Origin of the sequence: Candidatus Accumulibacter contiguus, assembly GCF_012940005.1 — a bacterium.
GTDB lineage: Bacteria > Pseudomonadota > Gammaproteobacteria > Burkholderiales > Rhodocyclaceae > Accumulibacter > Accumulibacter contiguus.
This window is the reverse complement of the sequence record NZ_SPMX01000012.1, coordinates 1-24,436: the sequence shown is the minus strand read 5'-3', so window position 1 is coordinate 24,436 and position 24,436 is coordinate 1. Positions and strand designations below refer to the sequence as shown.

Here is a 24,436-nt window from a genome sequence, read left to right as displayed (position 1 = left end):
GGATGCGCCTTGCACTTATCGGTGAGATTCTACCAGATGTCGATCCACATCCGAAAAATTCGCCCTGCGAAAAGCGCAACGCCCGCGCATGCGGGCGTTGCAGAACGAACGAGGAAGGTCTCTCGATCAGCTCTTCAGGGCAAGCAGCACCTCATCGAGCATCTTCTTGGCATCGCCAAAGAGCATCCGGTTGTTTTCCTTGTAGAAGAGAGGGTTGTCCACCCCGGCGTAGCCGGAGGCCATGCTGCGTTTCATCACGATCGAGGTTTTTGCCTTCCAGACTTCCAGGACTGGCATGCCGGCGATCGGGCTGTTCGGATCATCCTGGGCGGCCGGATTGACGATGTCGTTGGCGCCGATGATCATCGCGACGTCGGTCTTCGGAAAATCGTCATTGAGTTCATCCATTTCCTGGACGATATCGTAGGGCACCTTCGCTTCGGCCAGGAGAACGTTCATGTGGCCGGGCATGCGGCCTGCCACGGGGTGGATGCCGAAGCGAACGTTGACGCCTTTCTCGCGGAGTAGCTTGGTGATCTCGTAGACCGTGTGCTGTGCCTGTGCCACGGCCATGCCATAGCCGGGAACGATGATCACGTTCTTGGCTTCACGCAGCAGTTCGGCAGTTTCCGGAGCGATGATCGGTACCACTTCGCCTGCCGGTTGGGCACCGCCAGCGGCCGCAGGCGTTCCTCCGGTAGTGCCGAAGCCACCTGCGATGACGCTGATGAAGTGGCGATTCATCGCCGCACACATGATGTACGACAGGATTGCACCGCTCGATCCGACCAGCGCGCCGGTGACGATCAACAGGTCGTTCGAAAGCATGAAGCCGGTGGCTGCTGCGGCCCAGCCAGAATAGCTGTTGAGCATCGAAACCACCACCGGCATGTCGGCGCCGCCGATCGCCATCACCATGTGGATGCCGAAGAGCAGCGCGATGACCGTCATCACGATCAGCGGTGTCATGCCGTCGCTGACCGAATGAGCGTGCAGGAACTCGCGTCCAAAGTAGATGACGACCAGCAGTCCGGCGAGATTGATCCAGTGGCGAGCCGGCAGCAGCAGCGGATTGCCCGAAATCTTGCCGGAGAGCTTTCCGAAGGCGATGACCGAGCCCGAGAAGGTCACTGCACCAATCAGGATGCCAAGGTAGATTTCCACCTCGTGAATGGATTTCTCTGCGCCGCTCATATGCGCCGAAGCGCCAGGATCGATGTAGTTCGCAAAACCGACCAGCATTGCCGCGAGGCCGACCATGCTGTGCATCAGTGCGACCAGTTCGGGCATCTGGGTCATCTGTACGGTGCGGGCTGCATAGATGCCGACGCTCGCGCCAACCACCATCGCAGCGATGATCCACGCATAACCGCTACTGCCGACGTGCGGGCCGAAGACCGTCGCCAGAACGGCGATGGACATGCCGATGATCCCGTACAGGTTGCCGCGTCGAGAGGTTTCGGGATTGCTGAGTCCGCCGAGGCAGAGGATGAAGAGGATGGTTGCTCCGAGGTAGGAGACGGTTGCCAAGCTTTCAGACATGTTCATCAACTCCTATTTGCGGAACATAGCCAGCATGCGCTGGGTTACGGCGAAACCACCGAACATGTTGATCGTCGCCAGTACGATGGCACCGACTGCCAGCCAGCGAATCCAGTCGTCCGGACGACTGAGCCCGATGTCGAGTGGCGGCGCGATCTGCACCAGGGCACCGATGGCGATGATGCTGCTGATCGCGTTGGTGACGCTCATCAACGGCGTGTGCAAGGCCGGTGTGACATTCCAGACCACCATATAGCCGACGAAACAGGCCAGCACGAAAACCGTGAAGTGACCGAGGAAGGCCGCAGGCGCGCCCGCCCCGATGAACCAGAAGATTACTGCGGCGGCGGCAAAGAGCATGGCCACGGCGGTGCCGGAAGCCGGAGCGCTGCCCTTGCCATGACCATGCGATTTTTTCGCGGCAACCACCGGCTGGGCCGCCGCCGCTGGCGCAACTGGCGCTGCCGATGGCTTTGGTGCCGGGGGCGGCCAAGTGACATTGCCTTCCTTGATTACAGTCAGGCCGCGGATGGCTTCGTCTTCCATGTTGACGTCGATGATGCCGTCCTTGGTCTTGCACAGTTCCTCGGCGAGGCGGAACAGGTTGGTGCTGTACAGCGTCGAAGACTGCCGAGCCAGGCGGCTGACCAGGTCGGTGTAGCCGATGATGGTGACGTCGTGCTTCACCACCGCCCGGCCGGGCTCGGTCAGCTCGCAGTTGCCGCCCTGTTCGGCAGCCATGTCGACGATTACGCTGCCCGCTTTCATTGAGCGCACCATCTCGGCGGTGATCAGCCTGGGCGCCGGCTTGCCGGGAATCAGCGCGGTGGTGATGATGATGTCCACCTCCCGGGCTTGCTTGGCGTACATCTCGCGCTGGGCTTTCTGGAAGCCCTCGCTCATCACCTTCGCGTAACCGCCGCCGCCGGAACCTTCTTCCTCGTAATCAACCTTGACGAATTCACCGCCCAGCGACGCGACCTGATCGGCCACTTCGGCACGCGTGTCGTTGGCGCGAACGATCGCGCCGAGGTTGGCGGCAGTGCCAATCGCCGCCAGGCCGGCGACGCCAGCGCCAGCAATGAAGACCTTGGCCGGCGGAACCTTGCCAGCCGCCGTGATCTGGCCGTTGAAAAAGCGACCGAAGGCGTTGGCGGCCTCGATGACGGCGCGGTAGCCAGCAACGCCAGCCTGGGAGGTCAGCGCGTCCATCTTCTGGGCGCGCGAGAGCGTGCGCGGCAGCGAGTCGATGGCCAGCACGGTCGCCTTGCGCGCAGCGAGTTGCTGCAGAAGCTCGGGGTTCTGGGCCGGCCAGATGAAGCTGACCAGCGTGCTCCCCTCGCGCATCAGGCCGACTTCTGCTGCTGACGGCCCACGTACCTTGAAGATGATGTCCGACGACGACCAAAGGTTGGCCGCTCCTTCGGCGATCGCAGCGCCGGCAGCCTTGTACGCGTCGTCCGAGATGTTCGCGGCATCGCCGGCGCCGGATTCGACCTGCACGGCGAATCCCAGCTTGATCAGTTTTTCAACGACCTCGGGTACGGTCGCAACCCGTTTTTCTTCTGCAGCAGTCTCTCTGGGAACTCCGATTGTGAGCGGCATTCATTCCTCCATCATTTGTAGTGCCAGTGTTCAAAAAGCCGGTCCGCAGGGCGCGAAAACCAGCGTCCCCCAAAAATATCGAGTCCGGATGTTCAAAGCGGTGGGAGAGCCCCCATCCGGCAATCGCTGCCGGGCGATCTTCCCCCTGCTTGTGGCGCAGCCGACCCGGCGCGCCGGTCTGAGCTTAGCACAAGTCCGGTGCGGACTTTACCATGACCAGCACGTCGAATAACGCAGTGCATGTGTTGGCGCAAGCAATCACGGCGTACCGACAGATGCGCGGCCTTGTTTTCTGGCCGGATCATTCCGTCTTGCCGGCATCGAACGAGAAACCCGTGCGCAGTGCAGGTGGGGCGTTGTCGTGGCGATGGCCGGTTATCAGGTACGAATTTTGCTTTCGGATTGCCTTGCACTGCTGAGCTTCCAGGAAGCCGTGCAAGAGCATCGGGCGCCTCTTTTCGGTGCCAGAGCGACGATTTCGTGCACACTCTTGGTGCGACGCAACATCTTGAATGGCCGGAGTATTCAGGGTATAGTCGCCAGTCCCCGCGAGTGGCTCGGTCGATCGGCTTTGCGCCCGACACCGTGACGTTTCAGTCAGAGCTGCCCGGGTACTGTTTTTGTTTTGTGAGGATTCGAGTGTGATGAATGCGGCCATACCTGAAGGGCAGGGGCTTTACGACCCGGCCAACGAGCACGACGCCTGTGGAGTCGGTTTTGTAGCGCACATCCGGGGCAAGAAGAGTCACTCGATCATCGAGCAGGGCCTGTTGATCCTGAAGAATCTGGATCACCGCGGCGCAGTTGGCGCCGACCCGCTGATGGGTGATGGTGCCGGGATCCTGATCCAGATTCCGGATGGCTTTTTTCGCGAGGAGATGGCCAGGCAGGGCATTTCGCTGCCGCAGCCCGGTGACTATGGGGTGGGGATGGTGTTTCTGCCCAAGGAGTCCGCTTCGCGCCTGGCGTGTCAGGAAGAAATCGAGCGTGCCGTACGTTCGGAGCATCAGGTCGTTCTCGGTTGGCGCGATGTGCCGATTGACCACGCCTTGCCGATGTCGCCGACGGTGCGTGCCAGGGAACCGGTGATTCGCCAGATCTTCATCGGTCGCGGGCCGGACGTCATGGTCACCGATGCTCTCGAGCGCAAGCTCTACGTGATCCGCCGCAGCGCGGCCAACGCCATTCAGGCGCTCGGGCTGAAGCACAGCAAGGAGTTCTACCAGCCGTCGATGTCGGCGCGGACGATTGTCTACAAGGGTTTGCTGCTCGCTGATCAGGTCGGCGAGTACTACACCGACCTCAAGGATCCGCGTTGCATCTCGGCGATGGCGCTGGCCCACCAGCGTTTCTCGACAAATACCTTCCCGACCTGGCAACTCGCGCATCCGTTCCGGATGATCGCACATAACGGCGAAATCAACACCGTACGCGGCAACTACAATTGGATGCGCGCACGTGAGAAGGGCACCTCGTCGCCGCTGCTCGGCGCCGACCTGGAGAAGCTGTGGCCGCTGATCTATCCGGGTCAGTCCGATTCCGCTTCCTTCGACAACGCGCTGGAGTTGTTGGTGATGGGCGGTTACTCGCTCGCGCACGCAATGATGATGTTGATTCCCGAGGCCTGGGAGTCGCACACGCTGATGGACGAGAAGCGAAGCGCTTTCTACAAGTACCATGCGGCGATGATCGAGCCTGGGATGGTCCGGCAGCCGTGGCCTTCACCGATGGGCGTCAGATCGGCGCCACCCTCGACCGTAACGGCCTGCGTCCGGCGCGCTACCTGGTCACCGACGACGATCTGGTGGTGATGGCATCGGAGGCCGGCGTGCTGCCGATTGCCGAGGAGCGGATCGTCAAGAAGTGGCGCCTGCAACCGGGCAAGATGTTTCTCATCGACCTCGATCAGGGACGCATCATCGACGATGCGGAACTCAAGGATACCCTGGCGCGGACGAAGCCTTATCAGGATTGGCTGAGCCGCATCAACATCAAGCTCGACGACCTGCCCGTGCCGAAGAACGTCGCGATGAACAGGGCCTCGGCGCCGCTGCTCGACCTGCAGCAGGCCTTCGGTTATAGCCAGGAAGACCTCAAGTTCATTCTCGAACCGATGGCCACCTCGGGGGAGGAGGCCACCGGCTCGATGGGCAACGATTCACCGCTGGCCGTTCTGTCGAACCGCAGCAAGCCACTGTTCAACTATTTTCGGCAGCTCTTCGCGCAGGTCACCAATCCACCGATCGACCCGATCCGTGAGCAGCTGGTGATGTCGCTGGTGTCCTTCATCGGCCCCAAGCCGAACCTGCTCGGGATCAACGAAATCAACCCGCCGTATCGTCTCGAAGTCGCGCAGCCGGTTCTCGATTTCGACAACATGGCAAAATTGCGCCGTATTGCGACCTACACCGGCAACAAGTTCCACTCCGCCGAGCTCGACATCTGCTATCCGCTGGCCTGGGGTAACGAAGGTGTCGAGGCCCGGCTGGCGTCGCTGTGCGCCGAAGCCGAGGATCATGTACACAAGGGATCGAGCATCCTCATCGTCTCGGATCGCCGGATCGACGCGACGCATGTTGCAATCCCGGCGCTGCTGGCGACTTCGGCGGTGCATCACCATCTGGTGACCAAAGGGCTGCGTACCCGGGTCGGCCTGGTGGTCGAAACCGGTGCTGCGCGCGAGACGCATCATTTTGCCTTGCTTGCCGGGTACGGGGCGGAAGCGGTGCATCCCTATCTGGCACTGGAAACCCTGCAGCAGATCGCCGGCGGCGATGCCGAGAAAGGCGACAAGGCGATCAAGCACTTCATCAAGGGTGTCGGCAAGGGCCTGCTCAAGGTCATGTCCAAGATGGGCATCTCGACCTATATGTCCTATACCGGGGCACAGATCTTCGAAGCCATCGGTCTGCAGAAGAAGATGGTCGACAAGTATTTCACCGGCACGTCGACGCAGGTGGAAGGGATCGGTGTCTTCGAAGTCATGGAGGAGGCGATTCGCCTGCACAAGCAAGCCTTCGGTGACGACCCGGTGTTGGCGACCATGCTTGACGCCGGTGGCGAATACGCGTACCGCGTGCGCGGCGAAGAGCACATGTGGACCCCGGATGCGATCGCCAAGCTGCAACATGCCACGCGTACAGGCAGGTACGAGACCTACAGGGAATACGCACAACTGATCAATGACCAGACACGGCGCCACATGACGCTGCGTGGACTGTTCGAGTTGAAGCCAGCCGGTGCGCCGGTGCCGCTCGATGAAGTCGAGCCGGTCAAGGAAATCGTCAAGCGTTTTGCCACCGGCGCGATGTCGCTCGGGTCGATTTCGACCGAGGCCCACAGCACCCTGGCAATCGCCATGAACCGTCTCGGCGGCAAGTCGAACACCGGCGAGGGAGGCGAGGATCCGGCACGCTTCAAGGTGCTCAAAGGCAACGAAAAGGTTTCCGACGTGGTCGGCAGGTCGCGCATCGAACGCGACTATCAGTTGCAGCCTGGCGACAGCCTGCGCTCGGCGATCAAACAGGTTGCTTCCGGGCGTTTCGGGGTGACTGCCGAATATCTGGTCAACGCCGACCAGATCCAGATCAAGATGGCGCAGGGAGCCAAGCCGGGTGAAGGAGGGCAGCTGCCAGGTCACAAGGTGTCCGAATACATCGGCTACCTCCGCCACTCGGTGCCCGGTGTCGGACTCATTTCGCCGCCACCGCATCACGACATCTACTCGATCGAAGACTTGGCGCAACTCATTCACGATCTGAAGAACACCAACCCCAGGGCTTCGATCAGCGTCAAACTGGTCTCCGAAATCGGTGTCGGTACGGTCGCGGCTGGCGTCACCAAGGCCAAGGCCGACCATCTGGTGATCGCCGGCCATGACGGCGGCACGGGCGCCAGCCCGCAGTCGTCGATCAAGCACGCAGGTTCGCCATGGGAACTGGGTCTTGCCGAGACTCAGCAGACGCTGGTGCTCAACCGCTTGCGCGGGCGAGTGCGGGTGCAGGTGGACGGACAGATGAAAACCGGCCGCGATGTCCTGATCGGTGCACTGCTCGGCGCCGACGAATTTGGTTTCGCAACGGCGCCGCTCGTCGTCGAAGGCTGCATCATGATGCGCAAGTGTCACCTCAACACCTGTCCGGTGGGCGTGGCCACGCAGGATCCTGTACTGCGCCGCCGCTTTTCCGGACAGCCCGAACATGTCGTCAATTACTTCTTCTTCGTCGCCGAGGAAGTGCGTGAACTGATGGCACAACTCGGCATTCGCAGTTTCAACGAGTTGATCGGCCGCAGTGATCTGCTCGACATGCAAAAGGGGATCAGTCACTGGAAGGCGCAGGGACTAGACTACAGCCGCATCTTCCACCGCCCGGAAAACAAGGTCGGCACGCCGGTTTTTCACTGTGAACAACAGGATCACGGTCTCGCCAGGGCGATCGACAATCAGCTCATCGAACTTGCCAGACCGGCGCTCGATGGCGGCGAGAAGGTCAGCATCGACCTGCCGTTGCGCAACATCAACCGCACGGTCGGGGCGATGCTTTCCGGTCGGGTGGCGGAGATCTACGGGCACGCCGGACTACCCGACAGCACCATCGACATTCATTTCACCGGCACGGCAGGGCAGACCTTTGGCGCTTTTCTGGCGCGCGGAGTGACCCTGGACCTGATCGGCGAAGCCAACGACTATGTAGGCAAAGGTTTGTCGGGCGGTCGGATCATCGTCCGACCGAGTGCCGGCTTCCGCGGGGAAACGATGAACAACATCATAGTCGGCAATACCGTCCTTTATGGCGCAACCGAGGGCGAGGCTTTCTTCGCCGGCGTCGCCGGCGAGCGCTTTGCCGTTCGCAACTCGGGGGCTACCGCCGTCGTCGAGGGAGTCGGAGACCATGGCTGCGAGTACATGACCGGCGGTACCGTCGTCGTCCTCGGCATGACCGGCCGCAACTTTGCGGCGGGCATGTCCGGTGGCGTGGCTTACGTGCTTGACGAAGAAGGCAGCTTCGAGTCGCGCTGCAATATGGCGCAGGTATCGCTGGAGCCGGTCGAGGAGGAACTGGTGGCTCGCCAGGGCAGTGACGCCGGTGATGATCTCGAGGGTCACGGCAAAGTGGATGTGCGCCATCTCGGTGTGATCGACGAAGTGCTGCTCAAGGGACTGATCGACAAACACTATCGGTATACCGGCAGCCGGCAGGCGCTGCGCTTGCTCAATGACTGGGAGCGGTGTCGCAGACGCTTCGTGAAAATCATGCCACATGAGTACCGTCGGGTACTCAGCGAACTGGCGGCGGCGCAAAAGCAACTGGAGGCAGCGTAAGCATGGGTAAGCCGACTGGATTCATCGAGTATCAACGTCTCGCGGAGGTCAGCGAGCCCGCTGCATCGCGTCTGAAGCATTACCGCGAGTTCATCATGACCCTGACCGACGAGCAGGCGAAGCTGCAGGGCGCCCGCTGCATGGATTGCGGGATCCCGTTCTGCAACACCGGCTGCCCGGTCAATAACATCATTCCCGACTGGAATGATCTGGTTTACCGCGGCCACTGGGAGCAGGCGCTGACGGTGCTGCACTCGACCAACAATTTTCCGGATTTCACCGGCCGCATCTGTCCAGCACCGTGCGAAGCCGCGTGTACGCTCAATATCAATACCGACCCGGTCGGCATCAAGTCGATCGAACACGCGATTGTCGATAAAGGTTGGGAAAAAGGCTGGATCGTTCCGCAACCGCCAAAAGTCAAAACCGGCAGGAAAGTGGCCATCATCGGTTCCGGCCCGGCCGGCCTGGCCGCTGCCCAGCAGCTGGCGCGCGTCGGGCACGCAGTGGTCGTATTTGAAAAGAACGATCGTCTGGGTGGCTTGATGCGCTACGGAATTCCTGACTTCAAATTCGAAAAGTCGCATATCGATCGCCGCATCGAGCAGATGCAGGCCGAGGGTGTCGAGTTTCGTGTCGGCCAGGAGATTGGCGGAAGTGACGCCAACGCGGTGCCGGCAGCGCAGTTGCTGGCGGACTTTGACGCACTCATCGTCGCCGGTGGCGCCGAGTCGCCGCGCGACCTGAGCGTTCCCGGTCGCGAGCTTGACGGCGTGCATTTCGCGATGGAGTTCCTGCCGCAACAGAACCGGGTCAACGCTGGCGACCAAGTGCCCGCGCAGATTCTCGCAACCGGCAAGCGGGTGGTCGTGATCGGCGGTGGCGATACAGGTTCCGACTGTGTCGGTACCAGCAACCGGCACGGCGCGCTGTCGGTCACTCAGTTCGAGGTGATGCCACAACCACCGGAGCAGGAGAACAAGAGTCTGACCTGGCCGTATTGGCCGCTCAAGCTGCGGACCTCTTCTTCGCACGAAGAAGGTTGTGCGCGCGATTTTGCCGTCTCCACCAAGGAGTTCATCGGTGAGAACGGCAAGGTGAAAGCCCTCAAGCTGGTTCGCGTCGACTGGAGCGAAGGCCGCATGCAGGAAGTCTCCGGTAGCGAAACCGAGATCGCGGCCGACCTGGTATTGCTGGCCATGGGTTTTGTCTCGCCGGTCAGGCAAGGTCTGCTGGAGCAACTGGCGCTTGAACTCGACGCTCGCGGCAACGTCAAGGCGACGACCGATGGCGAAGGCTGTTACGCCACCAGTGTCGCAAAAGTGTTTGCCGCCGGCGATATGCGGCGCGGCCAGTCGCTCGTCGTCTGGGCGATTCGCGAAGGTCGGCAATGCGCGCGTGAAGTGGATGCTTTCCTGATGGGCCGTTCCGATCTGCCGCGCTAAACCCCATGAATCCTTTCTGTGACGAATACATTTTGCACATTCGCACCGCCATTGCTGCTTGCGCGGCAATGGCGGTTTTTTTTTCAGGTCAAGAACAACAGCCAAGCGTGACATTGTTGTGAGTTTTTTCACGGCCGGACCTGAAATAATACGTTGCAAGATGATTGGCGCCTGTAGCGACGCCGATCGCCTCCAGGCCAGGCCGCCGGTATGCTGTTGCCGGCAGAGGGCAGGCAACAGGAGAGACTCCAAACATAGCGTTCTACCGAGTTCGATCTCATGAATATCGTCATTCTCGCCGCCGGGCAAGGCAAGCGCATGCATTCGAATCTGCCCAAGGTGCTGCATCCACTGGCCGGCAAGGCGCTGCTCGCGCACGTGCTGGATACCGCCCGCAGCCTCGTGCCGCAGCGCCTCTGTGTCGTCTATGGACACGGCGGTGAGGCCGTGCGGACGACCATCGATGCCCCGGACCTGCTCTGGGTTCTGCAGGAGCCGCAACTCGGGACCGGCCATGCCGTCATGCAAGTCCTGCCGCATCTCGACGCCGCCGGGACCACGCTGGTGCTCTACGGCGACGTGCCCCTGCTTCAGGCGGGAACGCTGAAGCAGTTGGTGCATGCCGCACGTGACGCACTGGCCATTCTGACCGTCGAACTTGCCGATCCCGACGGTTATGGTCGAATCGTCCGCAATGCCGCCGGCGAGGTGGTGCGCATCGTCGAGCAGAACGACGCCTCGGCCGCGGAGCGAGCGATTCGTGAAGTGAATACCGGCATCGTCGCGCTGCCGACGGCGCATCTGTCCGACTGGCTCGGCCGGCTTTCGAACGACAACGCGCAGCAGGAGTACTACCTGACGGACATCGTCGGGATGGCGGTTGCTGCAGGCGTGCCGATCCGTACGACGCAAGCACAGAGCGAATCGGAAGTGCTGGGGGTCAATAGCAAGGGGCAACTTGCCCGGCTCGAGCGGGTCGCCCAACTGCGAACCGCCGAACGACTGATGGAGCAGGGCGTTCGCCTCGCTGACCCGGCACGCATCGACGTGCGTGGCGAACTGCTTTGTGGGCGCGATGTATTCATCGACGTGAACTGCGTTTTCGAGGGACGGGTGGTTCTCGAAGAAGCCGTCGAGGTCGGGCCTGCCTGTGTGCTGAAGAATGCCCGTATCGGCGCAGGTTCCCGTCTCGCCGCTTTCAGTCACATTGAAGACGCGATGGTCGGGCCGGATGGCGTGATCGGCCCCTTCGCCCGCTTGCGTCCGGGGACTGAACTCGCCGCCGGCGTCCATGTCGGCAACTTTGTCGAAATCAAGAACAGCAAGTTCGCCGCGCTTTCGAAAGCCAATCACCTGGCCTATGTCGGCGACGCGGTCGTCGGCAGTCGGGTCAACATTGGTGCCGGAACGATTACCTGCAACTATGATGGCGCCAACAAGTTCAAGACCATCATCGAGGACGATGCGTTTATCGGCTCCGATACGCAGTTGGTCGCACCGGTCACGGTGGGTCGTGGCGCCACACTGGGTGCCGGGACGACGCTAACCAAGGACGCTCCGCCAGACACGCTGACCATCGCGCGTGCCCGGCAGATTTCCATCCCCGGCTGGAAACGGCCACAGAAGAAGTGATCTGACCATGTGTGGCATCGTTGCTGCGGTCGCCGACCGCAATATCGTCCCTGTTCTTCTCGAAGGTCTGCGCAAGCTCGAATATCGTGGCTACGATTCGGCCGGTCTCGCCCTGATCGGCGCCAGCGGTCTGCACCGGCTGCGCTCGGTCGGCCGCGTCGCCGAACTGACCGCGCAGGTGGATGAGTCGCATGCTGCCGGCGATACCGGTATCGCGCACACGCGCTGGGCCACGCACGGCGTTCCCTGTGAGCGCAACGCCCACCCGCATATCTCCGCAGGTCTGGCGGTGGTGCACAACGGGATCATCGAAAACCACGAATCTTTGCGCGCTCGCCTCAAGGCGTTGGGTTACCAATTCACTTCGGATACCGATACCGAGGTCGTGGCGCACCTGATCGCTCATGAATTGAAGACCACCCCGGACTTCCTGAGTGCCGTCCGTCAGGCGATCGCGCAATTGCAGGGCGCCTACGCGATTGCCGTGCTGCGTGCATCCGACCCGAGCCGACTGGTGGTCGCGCGCGAAGGCGCGCCCTTGTTGCTGGGTTTGAGCGATGACGCCTGCTACGCAGCCTCGGATGCCTCGGCGCTGGTGCAAGTCACGCGCCGCATGGTCTATCTGGAAAACGGGGACTGTGCCGAGCTGATGCGCAGCAGTTACCGTATCACCCGGGTAGACGGTACACCCGTGCAACGTCCCGAGAGCGAATCGCAACTCTCCGCAGACGCGATCGAGCTGGGCAATTACCGACACTACATGCAGAAGGAGATCTTCGAGCAGCCGGTCGCACTGGCCAATACGCTTGAAATGCTCGGTGCGGCGCGCAGCATCCAGCCCCGGGTCTTCGGCGCCGAAAGCGAAGCGATCCTTGGCGAAGTCCGGCAGGTCTTGATCATCGCCTGCGGAACCAGCTATCACGCAGGGCTGGTTGCCCGTTACTGGCTCGAATCGATCGCCGGCATCCCGTGTTCGGTTGAAGTGGCCAGCGAGTATCGCTATCGCGACTCGGTGCCCGACCCGCGGACCCTGGTGGTGACCATCTCACAATCAGGCGAAACCGCGGACACCCTGGCTGCGCTGCAACATGCCAAGGCGCTGGGCATGCAGCACACGCTTTGTATCTGCAACGTCCCCGAGTCTTCGCTGGTACGCGAGAACCGCCTGCGTTTCATTACCCGCGCGGGTCCGGAAATTGGCGTTGCCTCGACCAAGGCATTTACCACGCAACTCGCCGCGCTCTACCTGTTGACGCTGGTGCTCGCCAAGGTTCGCCAGCGTCTTGACGCGCAGGAAGAGGCCGCGGAATTGCATGCGGTACGGCACCTGCCGATGGCGGTGGCCAAGATTCTCGAACTCGAGCCACAGATTCGTGAATGGGCCGAGTGCTTCTCGATGAAACAGCACGCCCTGTTCCTGGGGCGTGGCCGGCATTACCCGATTGCCATGGAGGGCGCGCTCAAGCTCAAGGAAATCTCCTATATACACGCCGAGGCCTACCCGGCGGGCGAACTCAAGCATGGCCCCCTGGCACTCGTCGATCGCGACATGCCGGTCATTGCCGTTGCTCCCAACGATGCCCTGCTGGAGAAACTCAAGTCCAATCTGCAGGAAGTGCGTGCGCGTGGTGGGGAACTGTATGTGTTTGCCGATGCCGATAGCCAGATGAAGGAGTCGAACGGAATTCATGTCTTACAGCTACCCGAGCACTACGGCGCACTCTCGGCCTTGCTGCACGTGGTGCCGCTGCAACTGCTCGCCTATCACGTCGCGCTGGTGCGCGGGACGGATGTCGACAAGCCGCGCAATCTGGCAAAGTCGGTCACCGTCGAGTAATTCGCGCGTGCAACCTTTGGCGGACCGAGGCTTCTCACAACTCGAATACCTTGGCGATGCGACGCCATTCGCCAGGCAGTTGCACGCCCTGCTTCCCTATTCACCTCTGTTTGAGGATCTCAGCCTCGCCGAGGTCTGCCTGATCAGCCCATTCATGCAGGTGTACCGGGCACAGACCGGCCAGGAAGTGCTTCGTGAGGGCGATGCGGGAGACTTCATGCTGTTCGTGATCGAGGGGCGCATCGAGGTCTTCAAGCAGGCTGGCAGCCATCCGCCGCGCCTGATTGCCGTCGTCACCAACGGCAAGACGCTCGGCGAGATGTCCTTGATCGACGGTAATCCGCGATCTGCGACCTGTATTGCTGAGGCCGGCACGGTGGTCGGTGTGCTGACGCGCGAGAGCCTTGCGCGCATCATTCTCGAACAGCCCATTCTGGGTGCGAAGATCCTGATGGCACTGGTGGTGATGCTCTCGCAAAGGCTGCGCACGACCAGCGCGCAGTTGCTCGCCAGCCTGGAGCAGGCGGGCAGGCAGGACGAAGGTCTGATGGAAAGGGACAGCGGCTTCGTCTGACATGCCCTGGGTCCACCCGGTACGCGCCCTGCAAGCGAGGGGAAACGGTCAGGGCTTTCATCATCCGGGATGTCTCACAAAGCCATGACCGTTAGGCAGGCCTAGAACGGGATGTCGTCATCCATCTCTTCAAAACTCGGGGTCTTCCGGGTTGGCGCCTGGCGTCCGGAACCGGCGGCAGGCGCCGATGGCATGCTGCCTCCGTATTCGCTGTCGCTGGCGGAAGGCGAACCCATGCCTTCGCGGCTGCCGAGCATTTTCATGTCGTTGCCGATGATCTCGGTGGTATAGCGTTCGTTACCTTCCTTGTCCTGCCACTTGTTGGTCCGGATACGTCCCTCCACATATACCTGACGGCCTTTCTTCAGATATTGACCGGCAGTTTCGGCGAGCTTGCCGAAAAAAACGATGCGGTGCCACTCAGTATTCTCCTTGTATTCGCCCGAGGTTTTGTCGCGGATACGATCGGTGGTTGCGACCCGGATGTTGCAGACGGCGTCGCCGCTGGGCAGATAGCGGGTTTCCGGATCAGCACCCAGATTGCCGACGAGAATCACTTTGTTGACCGAAGCCATGTTGCCTCCCAGAATGTGGTGTACGATGGACGAAAAAAGCGGAGCGGATCAGCGCGATTATAGGGGCTTATGCCGGTACCGGTGCCGGCCGGCTGCGCGTTGGCGGCATCGACATGGTCAGTCCGAGCAGCAGCCAGACCACGGACAGCAGCGCTCCAGCAAGCCAGACGGCACCGGTGCCGGCATACTTGGCCAGGACGCCGCCGATGACACCACCAAGAAACAGGCCCAGGGCCTGCGTGGTGTTGTACACCCCGAGTGCCGCGCCCTTGGCGTGCGGCGGGGCAATCCGCGAAATCAGCGAAGGCTGCGTGGCTTCGAGGACATTGAAGGCGACAAAGAACAGCGTCAGCCAGAAGGCCAGCCCGTACAGTCCGCCGGCAAACCGGCCGAAACCCACCTGTACCGCCAACAGCAGCACGATTGCAGCGTTGAAGATCAGCTTCATGCGGGCATATCGCTCAGCGAGAATGATCGCCGGCACCATGATCACGAACGACACCAAGAGCGCCGGCAGATACACCTTCCAGTGTTCGGAGACCGGCAGACCACCCGTACTGATCAGCTCTGCCGGCAGCAGCACCCACATCGCAGTGAGCATCATGTGCAGCGCGAAGACACCGAAGTTCAGACGTAGCAACTGGCGATTGGTCAGGACTTCGACAAAGCTCTGCCACACTGGTTGCCGCGGCACCATCGGTGCAGCGGGTACCACCCTGAGCACGACGACCACTGCCAGCAGCGCCAGAATCCCGGTCAGTGCAAAGATGCCGGGCATGCCGATCAGCACGTAGAGCAGCGGCGCGCCGACCATCGAGATGGCGAACACCAGACCGATCGAAGAGCCGATCATCGCCATCACCTTGGTGAGATGCTGCTCGCGGGTGAGATCGGCGGCGAGGGCAGTGACCGCAGCCGAAATCGCTCCGGCGCCCTGCAGCACACGCCCGGCGATGATCATATCGATGTCGTCGGCAGCAGCGGCCAGGAAACTGCCGAAGGCAAAAAGCAGTAGCCCGAAGACGATCACCGGTTTACGCCCGAGACGATCCGATGCGGCTCCGTAGGCGATTTGCAGACAGGCCTGGGTCAGCCCATAGGCACCGAGCGCGATACCGACCAGCGCCATGTCATTCCCCGAAGGCAGTTCCCTGGCATAAATCGAGAACACCGGCAGGATCAGGAACAGGCCGAGCATGCGCAGGGCGAAAACAGCCGCCAGGCTGATGCCGGCGTATTTCTCCTGGCGGCTCATACGGTCGGTATGGGAGGTGGACATGGAATTTGCTGCCGGACTGCGGAATTGCGTATATTAACAGGTTTGCCCCAGCCCTCAGGTCAGCAATCCATGGACGAGATGCGAGAGATCAGGATCCGCGGCGCGCGCACGCACAACCTGAAGGACATCAACCTCGATCTGCCACGCAACCGGCTGATCGTGATCACCGGTCTTTCAGGCTCAGGCAAGTCTTCGCTGGCTTTCGATACCCTGTACGCCGAAGGACAGCGCCGCTATGTCGAGTCTTTGTCGGCCTATGCGCGACAGTTTCTGCAACGCATGGAGAAACCCGATGTCGATCTGATCGAGGGACTCTCGCCGGCGATCTCGATCGAGCAGAAGGCGACCAGTCACAACCCGCGCTCGACGGTCGGCACAGTCACCGAAATCCACGATTACCTGCGTCTGCTCTTCGCCCGCGCCGGCACGCCATACTGCCCTGAACACCAGCAGCCGCTCGCAGCACAGACGGTGTCGCAAATGGTCGATCACGTGCTGGCGCTGCCTGCGGGAAGCCGGCTGATGATCCTCGCGCCGGTGGTCGCCGAGCGCAAAGGTGAGCAGCTTGAGCTGATTGCCGACTTGCGGGCGCAGGGTTTTGCCCGGCTGCGGGTTGACGGCCAGATTCACGAAATCGATGCCGTCCCCAGACTCGCCAAGACGCACAAACACAGCGTCGACGTGGTCGTTGACCGGCTCAGGATTCGCGAAGACATCCGCCAGCGTCTCGCCGAATCTTTCGAAACCGCACTGCGTCATGCCGATGGCCGTGCCATTGCCTACGAGATGGACAGCGAGCGCGAGCATTTCTTTTCCGCCAGGTTTGCCTGCCCGGTCTGCTCGTATTCGCTGTCGGAACTCGAACCGCGGATTTTCTCGTTCAACAGCCCGCTGGGCGCCTGCCCGAAATGCGATGGTCTCGGCGTCATCCAGTTCTTCGATCCAAAACGCATCGTGGCCCGACCGGAACTGTCTCTGGCCGCCGGCGCGATCCGCGGCTGGGACCGGCGAAATCCCTTCTACTTCCAGATGCTCTGCTCGCTCGCCGCACACTATGCTTTCGCGGTCGACACGCCGTTTCGCGAACTGCCGGAGAACGTCCGGCAGATCCTGCTCTACGGTTCCGGACGTGAGCAAGTACCGTTCAACTATGTCAACGAGCGTGCTCAGGTGACCCTGCGCGAGCACGCTTTCGAAGGAATCGTCGTCAATCTCGAGCGCCGCTACAAGGAAACCGACTCGCTTGCCGTTCGCGAGGAACTGGCGCGAATGATCAGCAACCAGACCTGCCCGGCTTGCCAGGGCAGCCGTCTGCGCGAAGAAGCACGCAACGTGCGCGTCGGCAGCAAGGACAATGCGCGCACCCTGCACGAAATCAGCCGCCAGCCACTGCGTGAAGCGCGTGACTATTTTTTGGCGCTGCAACTCCCCGGCAACAAGGCGCAGGTTGCCGAGAAGGTACTCAAGGAGATCGGCAACCGCCTGCAGTTCCTGATCAACGTTGGCCTCGACTACCTGTCGCTCGACCGCTCGGCAGAAACGCTCTCCGGCGGCGAGGCGCAGCGTATCCGTCTGGCATCGCAGATCGGTTCCGGGCTGACCGGCGTGATGTACGTGCTCGACGAACCCTCGATCGGCCTGCATCAACGCGACAACGAGCGGCTGTTGAAGACCCTCAAACAACTCAGAGACATCGGTAATACGGTGATCGTCGTCGAACACGACGAGGAAGCCATCCGCAGCGCCGATTACGTGGTCGACATCGGTCCTGGTGCCGGCGTGCATGGCGGCCATATCGTCGCTGAAGGAGCACCTCAGGCAATCATCGACAATCCGGCCTCACTGACCGGCGACTACCTGGCCGGGCGAAGGCGCATCGGCATGCACGGCAAGCGACGCCAGCCGGATGCCGCACGCCTGCTGCAGGTCGTCGGCGCGCGCGGTAACAACCTTGCGAACGTCAGCGTCGACATCCCGGTCGGCCTGTTTACCTGCATCACTGGCGTCTCTGGCTCAGGCAAATCGACGCTGATCAACGACACCCTGTACGCGGCCGCGGCCAGGCATCTCTACGGATCGTCGGCCGAGCCGGCGGAGCACGACCGGATCGTCGGCCTTGATCATTTCGACAAGGTGATCAACGTCGATCAGAGTCCGATCGGACGCACGCCGCGCTCCAACCCCGCGACCTACACCGGCCTGCTGACGCCGATCCGCGAGTTGTTCGCGGGCGTCCCGGAAGCCCGCGCACGTGGCTATGGCCCCGGTCGTTTCTCGTTCAACGTCAAGGGTGGTCGCTGCGAGGCCTGCCAGGGAGATGGCTTGATCAAGGTCGAGATGCACTTCCTGCCCGACATCTACGTCGCCTGCGACGTTTGTCACGGCAAGCGTTACAACCGCGAGACCCTGGAAGTCCAGTACAAGGGCAGAAACATCCACGAAATCCTGCAGATGACGGTCGAGGTCGCGCGCGAATTCTTCGATGCCGTGCCGGTGGTGGCTCGCAAGCTGCAGACCCTGGTGGATGTCGGTCTCAGCTATATCACCCTGGGTCAGGCGGCCACGACGCTCTCGGGTGGTGAGGCGCAGCGCGTCAAGCTGGCGCTCGAGCTGTCGAAGCGCGACACCGGCAGAACCCTGTACATTCTCGACGAACCGACCACCGGGCTGCATTTCCAGGACATCGAAATGCTGCTGACCGTGCTGCACCGCCTGGCTGACCACGGCAACACCGTGGTGGTCATCGAACATAATCTTGATGTCATCAAGACCGCCGACTGGCTGGTGGACCTCGGCCCGGAAGGTGGCGCCGGCGGCGGCCGCATCCTTGCGGTCGGAACCCCGGAACAGCTTGCCGTGGTGCCTGGCAGCCACAGCGGTCGCTTCCTGGGTCTGCTGCTGGCGCGCCATAGCCAGAGCAGCGTCGCCGAAAATTCTTCGAGCACTGACGAATCCGAGCGCTGAACAGGCAGCAGCTATGCCTGACGAACACCAGTCGGGGCTCGCTTCGGAAAAGCCATTCGCGTTTGCAGTTGGCTTGCTGCTGCTGGCAAGAGCAGAAACTTGTCTGCAGCGGTGGAATCCATGCCAGAATTGCAGCCTTCCATTCTTGATCGCTGCCCTTCCCTAGTCGGCTGTGAAGTGCCAGAATTCGGCCAGAGAAATGCCCTTAATCACCAGAGGAGATACCATGAACAAGTCTGAAATGATCGATGCCATCGCCACCCGTACCGACCTGTCAAAGGTTGCATCAGCGAAAGCGCTGGATGCCGTAATCGACACCATCGTTGAGTCGGTTGCCAAGGGCGAGGCGGTGACTCTGGTCGGTTTCGGATCCTTCAAGGCCAGCGAGCGCGCTGCCCGGGAAGGCAAGAATCCGAAGACCGGAGCTAAAATCCTGATCCCGCAAACCATCGTTCCGAAGTTCGCTGCCGGCGCAACTTTCAAGGCCAGGGTCGCAGGCAAGGACGAGTAACTTTTCCACTTCCTTTTCAGTGGGCTTGGCGAAGTAAGCAGCCCGTTCGAGCACAGTCAGCCCATCATCCCCACATTTTTCCCGCTATCGGAGTCTTCAATGCGTATTCGTGTCGCACTTGCTGCTGCAGCCTTGGTCCTTTTCCCGCTTGCGGTATCCGCACAGCAACCCCCCGTCGCCGAAGCCATGACCGCTGTCGCGCCCGGCAAGTTCGCCGGCCTGATCGAAGCCAGGGTTACCCTGCTCGTAGACTCAATCGACAAGGCATCGCGCAGCGTCGTTCTCAAGAACGCCAGGGGCGAACATTTGAAGGTCATTGCCGGGGACGACATCAAGAATTTTGACCAGATCAAGGTCGGTGACCACGTCATTACGACCTACACCCAGGAACTGATGATGACGCTCAAGAAGGGCGGTGGAGCGCTTCGCGAGCGGATCGACAGCTCACAACAGGGCTCGGCCGCCGCAGGCCAGAAACCGGCAGCCTACGAGGCGAAAGAGGTAGCCTTCGTCGCCGATGTGCAACAGGTTGATCGCAAGAAACAGACCGTGACGCTACGCGGCGCGAAGAAGACGCTTACTCTGAAGATCAAGGATCCGGAACAACTCAAACTGATCAGCAAGGGTGATCAGGTGGAGGGGGTTTTTGCCGAGGCCATCGCCATTGCGGTTGTTCCTGCACCCGCCAAGGCAAAAAAATAATCCCACTATTCGACGGTAGCGCGATCGGGTGCGTGCGATCCTCGGGATTGACGTGGCAAATCGTGCAGCATAGAATGCATGCGCATTCGGGGGCATAGCTCAGCTGGGAGAGCGTCTGGTTCGCAATCAGAAGGTCGGCGGTTCGATCCCGCCTGTCTCCACCAAGAAAACAATCAGTTAGGCCAGCCTCTCGGGGCTGGCCTTTCTGTTTTCGGCTCTGTGTAAGCACCATGTAGGCATTTTGGCGGTGCCTATTCGCGCCAAATTGGGCTCCGCCTATCGCACGGCGGTTTCAGCTTTCGCAAGCGTCACCCTCGTCTCGAACCGCCCCTTCTGCCGATAGGCCTCAAGATTGACGCCCTGCAGCTCAGGCACCCGCTTGTAATCGACGTTGCCCTGCTTCCAGTAGCGAGTCACGGAAACACCGAAACCGGCCTCGCTCGGATGGGTGCTCAGTTCGAGCAAACGATCCTTCGCTGAATCGAGTCGTGCAACCAGTGCATCGGCGTCACGCTTCAAGCTCACGTACGCCTCTGCCGCCAGCCGCCAGTCTTCGTCCTTGCGAATCACCTTGTCCCGCTCGGTCAGTTCCGGTGGCGTGTCCGTTTCCAGGCAGCGCATGAAGCCGTCCCAGGCCTGCTGTATCCGCTTCCAGCGGGCGGGGTCCGGCGCCACTTCGAACAGGAGGCCCTGCTGCTGCTCACCGTCAAAGACGTACAGATGCGCCATAGCCGCCTTCGATACCATCAACTGGTGTTCGATCTGCCAGTCGTAGTGAGCGGGTACCTGGCCATCGGCAATGGCCTTCCAGAGGGTGGAAGCGCTTCCCTTCACCGGGCACTTGATCTCCAGAATCAGATCGCCGTCGAAGGTCAGCCCGTCGAGACTCGCAGAGTACAAGCCGTCGACCAATACCAGCGGCTGCATGACATGGCCGGTGAGGGCCTCGTAGGCAGCGCGGGCCTGTGGCTCCAGCGCCGTACCGCGGGCCATGGCCGCATTGACCTCGGGCTGCCGGCGACCGGTGCGCAGTTCCCACAGTTGATAGGGCGTCTGCCACGGTGAAGCGCCCATCACCACCGCCGTTTCGGAAGCGTTGCGACACTTCGCCCGGTGCTCGTGCCATTCCGGGCTGCCCTGGACCAGTTTGACGATGGTGGTCATCACGCGGCCCTCCGCTTCTTCGTTTCAAGCGCCGCGATGACACGGGTCACCTCGCTCCTGGGAATGGTCTCCAGCGAGTCGAAGCCAAAGTACGCCAGCAACTGCGCGACCTGGGTACCCGTCTCGGCGATCAGCCGCTCGATGAACTTCTTCTGGGCAGCGGTCAGGAAATGCTCGGATCCCGGCTGCGGGGTTTCACGATCCTCCTTGGTTGGCAGATTCGTGACCTTGGCCGCTGTAGCGGTGCGCCTGGGCTTGACCACAGGTACCGGAACCTCGGGGCTTCCCTCGCCGGTCTTGCTGGCGTTGCCTGCATCCTCCAGGTCAGGCAGGTCCTCGCCAGCGTAGATGGAGAGTCCCAGCCCGTGCAGCGCGATAGCCTTGACCAGGCAGCGCTGGATCGAGGTGTTGATGTCGAATGGCGTCGGCGCCAGGATCGGCCGGTTCTTGTTGTCCAGGACCGGATGAATCTGACTCAGTGTCACGCCTTGCACCGTCACCGCGACCTCGACGAAGAAGCCGAGTTCGCTCGACAGGTAGGGCAGCCCGTCGAAGCGGCGCACCTCCCAACTGGCGTCGGGATCGGCGAGCCGCAGTTGTGCCACGGCGAAGGGCCAGCTCAGGTACGAGAACAGGCCTTTCTTCTCGACGTGCTTCGACACATCGATCTGGAACAGGCGACGGAAGGGATTGGTTGAATGGGACGTGTTTTCCATGATGAACTCCAAAAAGGAACGCGAGAAACGACAACGCCCGACCGGCACAGGGCCAGGTCGGGCGTTGTCAGGGAACCGCCGGAATGGCGGCGATCAGGGTTGCGACGTTGTCAGATTTATTGACCGCATCAATGTCGCCCAACAGTCTTGTGGTGATTGCGGGAAGCCATGCCGGTCACCGGCAGAGCCCGCCCAGCGCCCTGGGGTGCAGGGACAGATCGCGTATCGGTGAAGAGATTGCCCAATACGTCAGCAGCACCGACGGGAGATCAGCGCAGCCGGGAAATCCGGGAGGTTTCCACAGGCTTTTTCGACGATCTATCCACAGAATTTGTGGATGAGCCGGCTCTCCACAGCCTGTCCTCAGCTTTGTCCACAGAATTGCCCACAGCGTCTGTACGCTTCAGGCAGCGAGCGGCATGGCGTCGGCCGGGGTGATCAGCCCGGCGTGTTCAAGCAGATAGTCGGCTGCCTTCTGGGCTTGCGCGGAAGCGGTGAACACCGCGCGCTTGTCGCGCTTGAGGACTTCCAGCCAACTGGCGATGTAGTTCGCGTGCTGCACCTGAACTTCAAGCCGGCAGTGCGCGGCCAGGAAGGCCGCGCCCATCTCGGCGATCAGCTCTTCCATCGCGTACGCCGATTCGCCAAAGCGCTTGCCGAGCTTCCTGCCGAGGCGAGAGGCGTGGCCCGTCCAGTGGCAAAGCTCATGGAGTGCCGTGCTGTAGTAACTCGCCTGGTCCCTGAAGGAGGAACGGAGCGGCAGGTAGATGAGATCGTTGGGGGGCGAGTAGAAGGCCCGGAAGCCGCCATGACGAATCTCGGCGCTGGAACACTCGATGATCCGCTCGGCGATCTCGGAAGGTTCCCAGGCGGGTCCCGTGTCCGGCGCCGCCCGGTATTCATTGGGCAAGCCATCGACCTGGTCCAGATTGAAGACGTGGAAGACCTTGAGCAGCGGCAGGAGCCGCTTCTCGGAATCGTCGCCCTCGGCGAGTGCTTCGCTGTCGGCCTTCTCGACCTGCCGTAATTCGTAGTAGATGATGGCCGAGCTGCGCTCGCCCTTGCGGACATGGCCGCCAAGCTGCAGCGCTTGCCGGAAGGTCAGCCACTGGTGAGTGGTGTAGCCGCGGCAGAACGCTTCCAGGCCCAGGACGATGGTATTGATGCCGCGATAGGGGCGCTGCGAGAGCGCATTGCGCGGGAACGGATCGTCGCCGCCGGCTTCCAGTTCGGCGATGATCTTGTCGGTGATGCTTTGATAGATGTCGTTCATTGCGAGTCTCCAAAAAGGAACGCCCCAGCCGGGGATGACCCGGACTGGGGCGCGAAAGGGATGGAAGGAAGGGAAAGATCGCCTGCAGGCTATCTCAGCAGGCGCAGGCTGTAACGCAGGATCAGGCGGACCCCCTGGCGTCCGGCTTCACCGGTGGCGGCAGCGAGGAGGACCCAGCGCAGCGACTGGTTGCCGCGTTTCACACGTCGAGGCGGATGCGTCCCGGATAGTAGTTCTGGCCGTCCGCGTAGCCGATCAGGCGTTTCAGGCCCGAGGTCGCCAGGCTGGTCAGCAGACCCGCCACCGTCGCTGCCATCACACCGCTGAAGGTGCCCCAGTGAATCAGAAGGACCAGCAGCGTCACCGCCAGGTCGAGCAGCAGGTCGTGCTTGAGTGCCCGCAGCATGGTTCGCCGGGGGAGTTTCGCCAGCAGCAGTGCGCCCGCGAGAAAGATCGTGAAACCGGTGGTCAGCATGATCTTTCTCCTTCAGGCGTTTGGGCGGGAGGACTCCTCCCACGCGTCACGGACATCGGAGGCTGCTTGACCGACGATACCGGGCACCGTCTTGGCGGCGTTGATGGTCGCGCGCACGAAGCGGAAGGTCACGAGCGCGGCGCTCTTGATGAGGCGCGTTTCGCTCTCGGCAACGGTCGGCGTGAGGGGGACGGGTTGAACTTGGGTTTTCATGGTATTGCTCCTGTTGAAGGTACCAATGGAAAGCGGCACCGCTCCAGAGGAGACAATGCCGCTACGGGTGTGAGGATCAGGGCGGTTGTCCTGGACCTCGACTACGGGGAAGGCTGGCGGCTACGTTGAGCGCAGCGCCAGACCGACGCAACGGGGAACGACGTTTGTCCGGAGAACGGACGAAGAAAAAGGAGTCTCTTGATCTAGAGGCTAAAGAGACTCCTTTTTCGGGGAAGAGAAAGCGAATCCGAACCGGCGGGCGGGTTTGTGGGAAGGGGGGATGGGTAAGGGCCAATGCTCTCAACCTATCAGACATAGTCATACCCCGTTTTTGTAAGCATGTGATAAATGTGGTTTTTTGGTGAAATTTCTGGGAGATGACCTGTTTGGTTTTATCTGGACGAGGTTCTTGATGAGTTCGTCGAAGACGGAGGCGACATTGTCGAGAGCATTGATGCCCTGGAGGAGCCAGCGTCCGAGGGTGCGCTTGATGCGAGAGAAGGTGTCGCCGCGGTTGATGAAGTAGCGTGGCGCGGGTATTGGGATCGAGGGATTCACTGGCGGCATGGACGGCCAGGGCATTGAGGTTGTCGCAGGAGGTATTTT

General features: G+C 61.4%; 19 protein-coding genes and 1 tRNA gene. 10 read left to right on the top strand and 10 right to left on the bottom strand.

Annotated elements, in window-relative coordinates:
* Window positions 1–126: 126 nt before the first annotated feature.
* Both pntB and E4Q08_RS05610 read right to left on the bottom strand, forming a co-directional pair.
* On the bottom strand, window positions 127–1,542 hold the full coding sequence (pntB, locus tag E4Q08_RS05615; RefSeq protein ID WP_169069655.1) for a Re/Si-specific NAD(P)(+) transhydrogenase subunit beta: 1,416 nt from the start codon (window positions 1,540–1,542) through the stop codon (window positions 127–129).
* A gap of 12 nt (window positions 1,543–1,554) precedes the next feature.
* Entirely contained in the window at window positions 1,555–3,147 is a 1,593-nt protein-coding gene (locus E4Q08_RS05610) for a Re/Si-specific NAD(P)(+) transhydrogenase subunit alpha (RefSeq protein WP_169069654.1), read from the bottom strand.
* Between the two features lie 644 nt (window positions 3,148–3,791).
* On the opposite strand from E4Q08_RS05610, the gene E4Q08_RS26470 reads away from it, so the two are divergent.
* The 6 genes from E4Q08_RS26470 to E4Q08_RS05585 all read left to right on the top strand — a co-directional run bounded on the left by E4Q08_RS26470 (window position 3,792) and on the right by E4Q08_RS05585 (window position 13,958).
* Window positions 3,792–4,958 carry a hypothetical protein gene (locus tag E4Q08_RS26470; protein WP_505438012.1) on the top strand — a complete coding sequence of 389 codons (1,167 nt, stop codon included), beginning with the start codon at window positions 3,792–3,794 and terminating at the stop codon, window positions 4,956–4,958.
* Window positions 4,862–8,470, top strand: a complete 3,609-nt coding sequence (locus E4Q08_RS05605; protein ID WP_505438011.1) for a glutamate synthase-related protein — start codon at window positions 4,862–4,864, stop codon at window positions 8,468–8,470. The genes E4Q08_RS26470 and E4Q08_RS05605 overlap by 97 nt, the downstream gene beginning before the upstream one ends.
* Window positions 8,471–8,472: 2 nt before the next feature.
* On the top strand, window positions 8,473–9,915 hold the full coding sequence (locus E4Q08_RS05600; RefSeq protein WP_034917326.1) for a glutamate synthase subunit beta: 1,443 nt from the start codon (window positions 8,473–8,475) through the stop codon (window positions 9,913–9,915).
* A 279-nt stretch (window positions 9,916–10,194) separates the two neighbouring features.
* Window positions 10,195–11,547, top strand: a complete 1,353-nt coding sequence (gene glmU, locus E4Q08_RS05595) for a bifunctional UDP-N-acetylglucosamine diphosphorylase/glucosamine-1-phosphate N-acetyltransferase GlmU (protein ID WP_034917322.1) — start codon at window positions 10,195–10,197, stop codon at window positions 11,545–11,547.
* 7 nt (window positions 11,548–11,554) lie between these two features.
* Window positions 11,555–13,384, top strand: a complete 1,830-nt coding sequence (gene glmS / locus E4Q08_RS05590; protein WP_169069653.1) for a glutamine--fructose-6-phosphate transaminase (isomerizing) — start codon at window positions 11,555–11,557, stop codon at window positions 13,382–13,384.
* Window positions 13,385–13,391: 7 nt separating this feature from the next.
* Entirely contained in the window at window positions 13,392–13,958 is a 567-nt protein-coding gene (locus E4Q08_RS05585) for a cyclic nucleotide-binding domain-containing protein (protein ID WP_169069652.1), read from the top strand.
* Between the two features lie 101 nt (window positions 13,959–14,059).
* On the opposite strand, the gene ssb is transcribed toward E4Q08_RS05585, so the two are convergent.
* Window positions 14,060–14,533: a single-stranded DNA-binding protein gene (gene ssb, locus E4Q08_RS05580; protein ID WP_034917317.1), complete on the bottom strand. Its 474-nt coding sequence runs from the start codon at window positions 14,531–14,533 to the stop codon at window positions 14,060–14,062.
* 67 nt (window positions 14,534–14,600) lie between these two features.
* Window positions 14,601–15,812, bottom strand: a complete 1,212-nt coding sequence (locus E4Q08_RS05575; protein WP_248594722.1) for an MFS transporter — start codon at window positions 15,810–15,812, stop codon at window positions 14,601–14,603.
* Between the two features lie 78 nt (window positions 15,813–15,890).
* Here E4Q08_RS05575 and uvrA point away from each other — a divergent pair, with 78 nt between their 5' ends.
* The 4 genes from uvrA to E4Q08_RS05555 all read left to right on the top strand — a co-directional run bounded on the left by uvrA (window position 15,891) and on the right by E4Q08_RS05555 (window position 20,153).
* Window positions 15,891–18,776, top strand: coding sequence for an excinuclease ABC subunit UvrA (gene uvrA / locus E4Q08_RS05570; protein ID WP_169069738.1), 2,886 nt, complete (start codon window positions 15,891–15,893; stop codon window positions 18,774–18,776).
* Window positions 18,777–18,975: 199 nt separating this feature from the next.
* Window positions 18,976–19,287, top strand: a complete 312-nt coding sequence (locus E4Q08_RS05565) for an HU family DNA-binding protein (RefSeq protein ID WP_169069651.1) — start codon at window positions 18,976–18,978, stop codon at window positions 19,285–19,287.
* A 99-nt stretch (window positions 19,288–19,386) separates the two neighbouring features.
* On the top strand, window positions 19,387–19,989 hold the full coding sequence (locus E4Q08_RS05560; RefSeq protein WP_169069650.1) for a hypothetical protein: 603 nt from the start codon (window positions 19,387–19,389) through the stop codon (window positions 19,987–19,989).
* Between the two features lie 88 nt (window positions 19,990–20,077).
* A tRNA-Ala gene (locus E4Q08_RS05555) sits at window positions 20,078–20,153 on the top strand.
* 112 nt (window positions 20,154–20,265) lie between these two features.
* On the opposite strand, the gene E4Q08_RS05550 is transcribed toward E4Q08_RS05555, so the two are convergent.
* The 6 genes from E4Q08_RS05550 to E4Q08_RS05525 form a co-directional block, all read right to left on the bottom strand.
* Window positions 20,266–21,153: a lambda-exonuclease family protein gene (locus E4Q08_RS05550; protein WP_169069649.1), complete on the bottom strand. Its 888-nt coding sequence runs from the start codon at window positions 21,151–21,153 to the stop codon at window positions 20,266–20,268.
* On the bottom strand, window positions 21,153–21,869 hold the full coding sequence (locus tag E4Q08_RS05545) for a Sak single strand annealing protein (protein WP_169069648.1): 717 nt from the start codon (window positions 21,867–21,869) through the stop codon (window positions 21,153–21,155). The genes E4Q08_RS05550 and E4Q08_RS05545 overlap by 1 nt, the downstream gene beginning before the upstream one ends.
* Before the next feature lie 403 nt (window positions 21,870–22,272).
* Window positions 22,273–23,142 (bottom strand): ArdC family protein, encoded by an 870-nt coding sequence (locus E4Q08_RS05540; RefSeq protein ID WP_169069647.1) that lies wholly within the window; start codon window positions 23,140–23,142, stop codon window positions 22,273–22,275.
* A gap of 199 nt (window positions 23,143–23,341) precedes the next feature.
* The gene (locus E4Q08_RS05535; protein ID WP_034909542.1) at window positions 23,342–23,617 is read right to left on the bottom strand and encodes a hypothetical protein; all 276 of its coding nucleotides are present in this window, start codon (window positions 23,615–23,617) and stop codon (window positions 23,342–23,344) included.
* Window positions 23,618–23,629: 12 nt separating this feature from the next.
* Entirely contained in the window at window positions 23,630–23,830 is a 201-nt protein-coding gene (locus tag E4Q08_RS05530) for a hypothetical protein (RefSeq protein WP_169069646.1), read from the bottom strand.
* A 318-nt stretch (window positions 23,831–24,148) separates the two neighbouring features.
* Window positions 24,149–24,436, bottom strand: a 288-nt coding sequence (locus E4Q08_RS05525; protein ID WP_443984446.1) for a hypothetical protein, incomplete at its 5' end; no start/stop codon positions are given.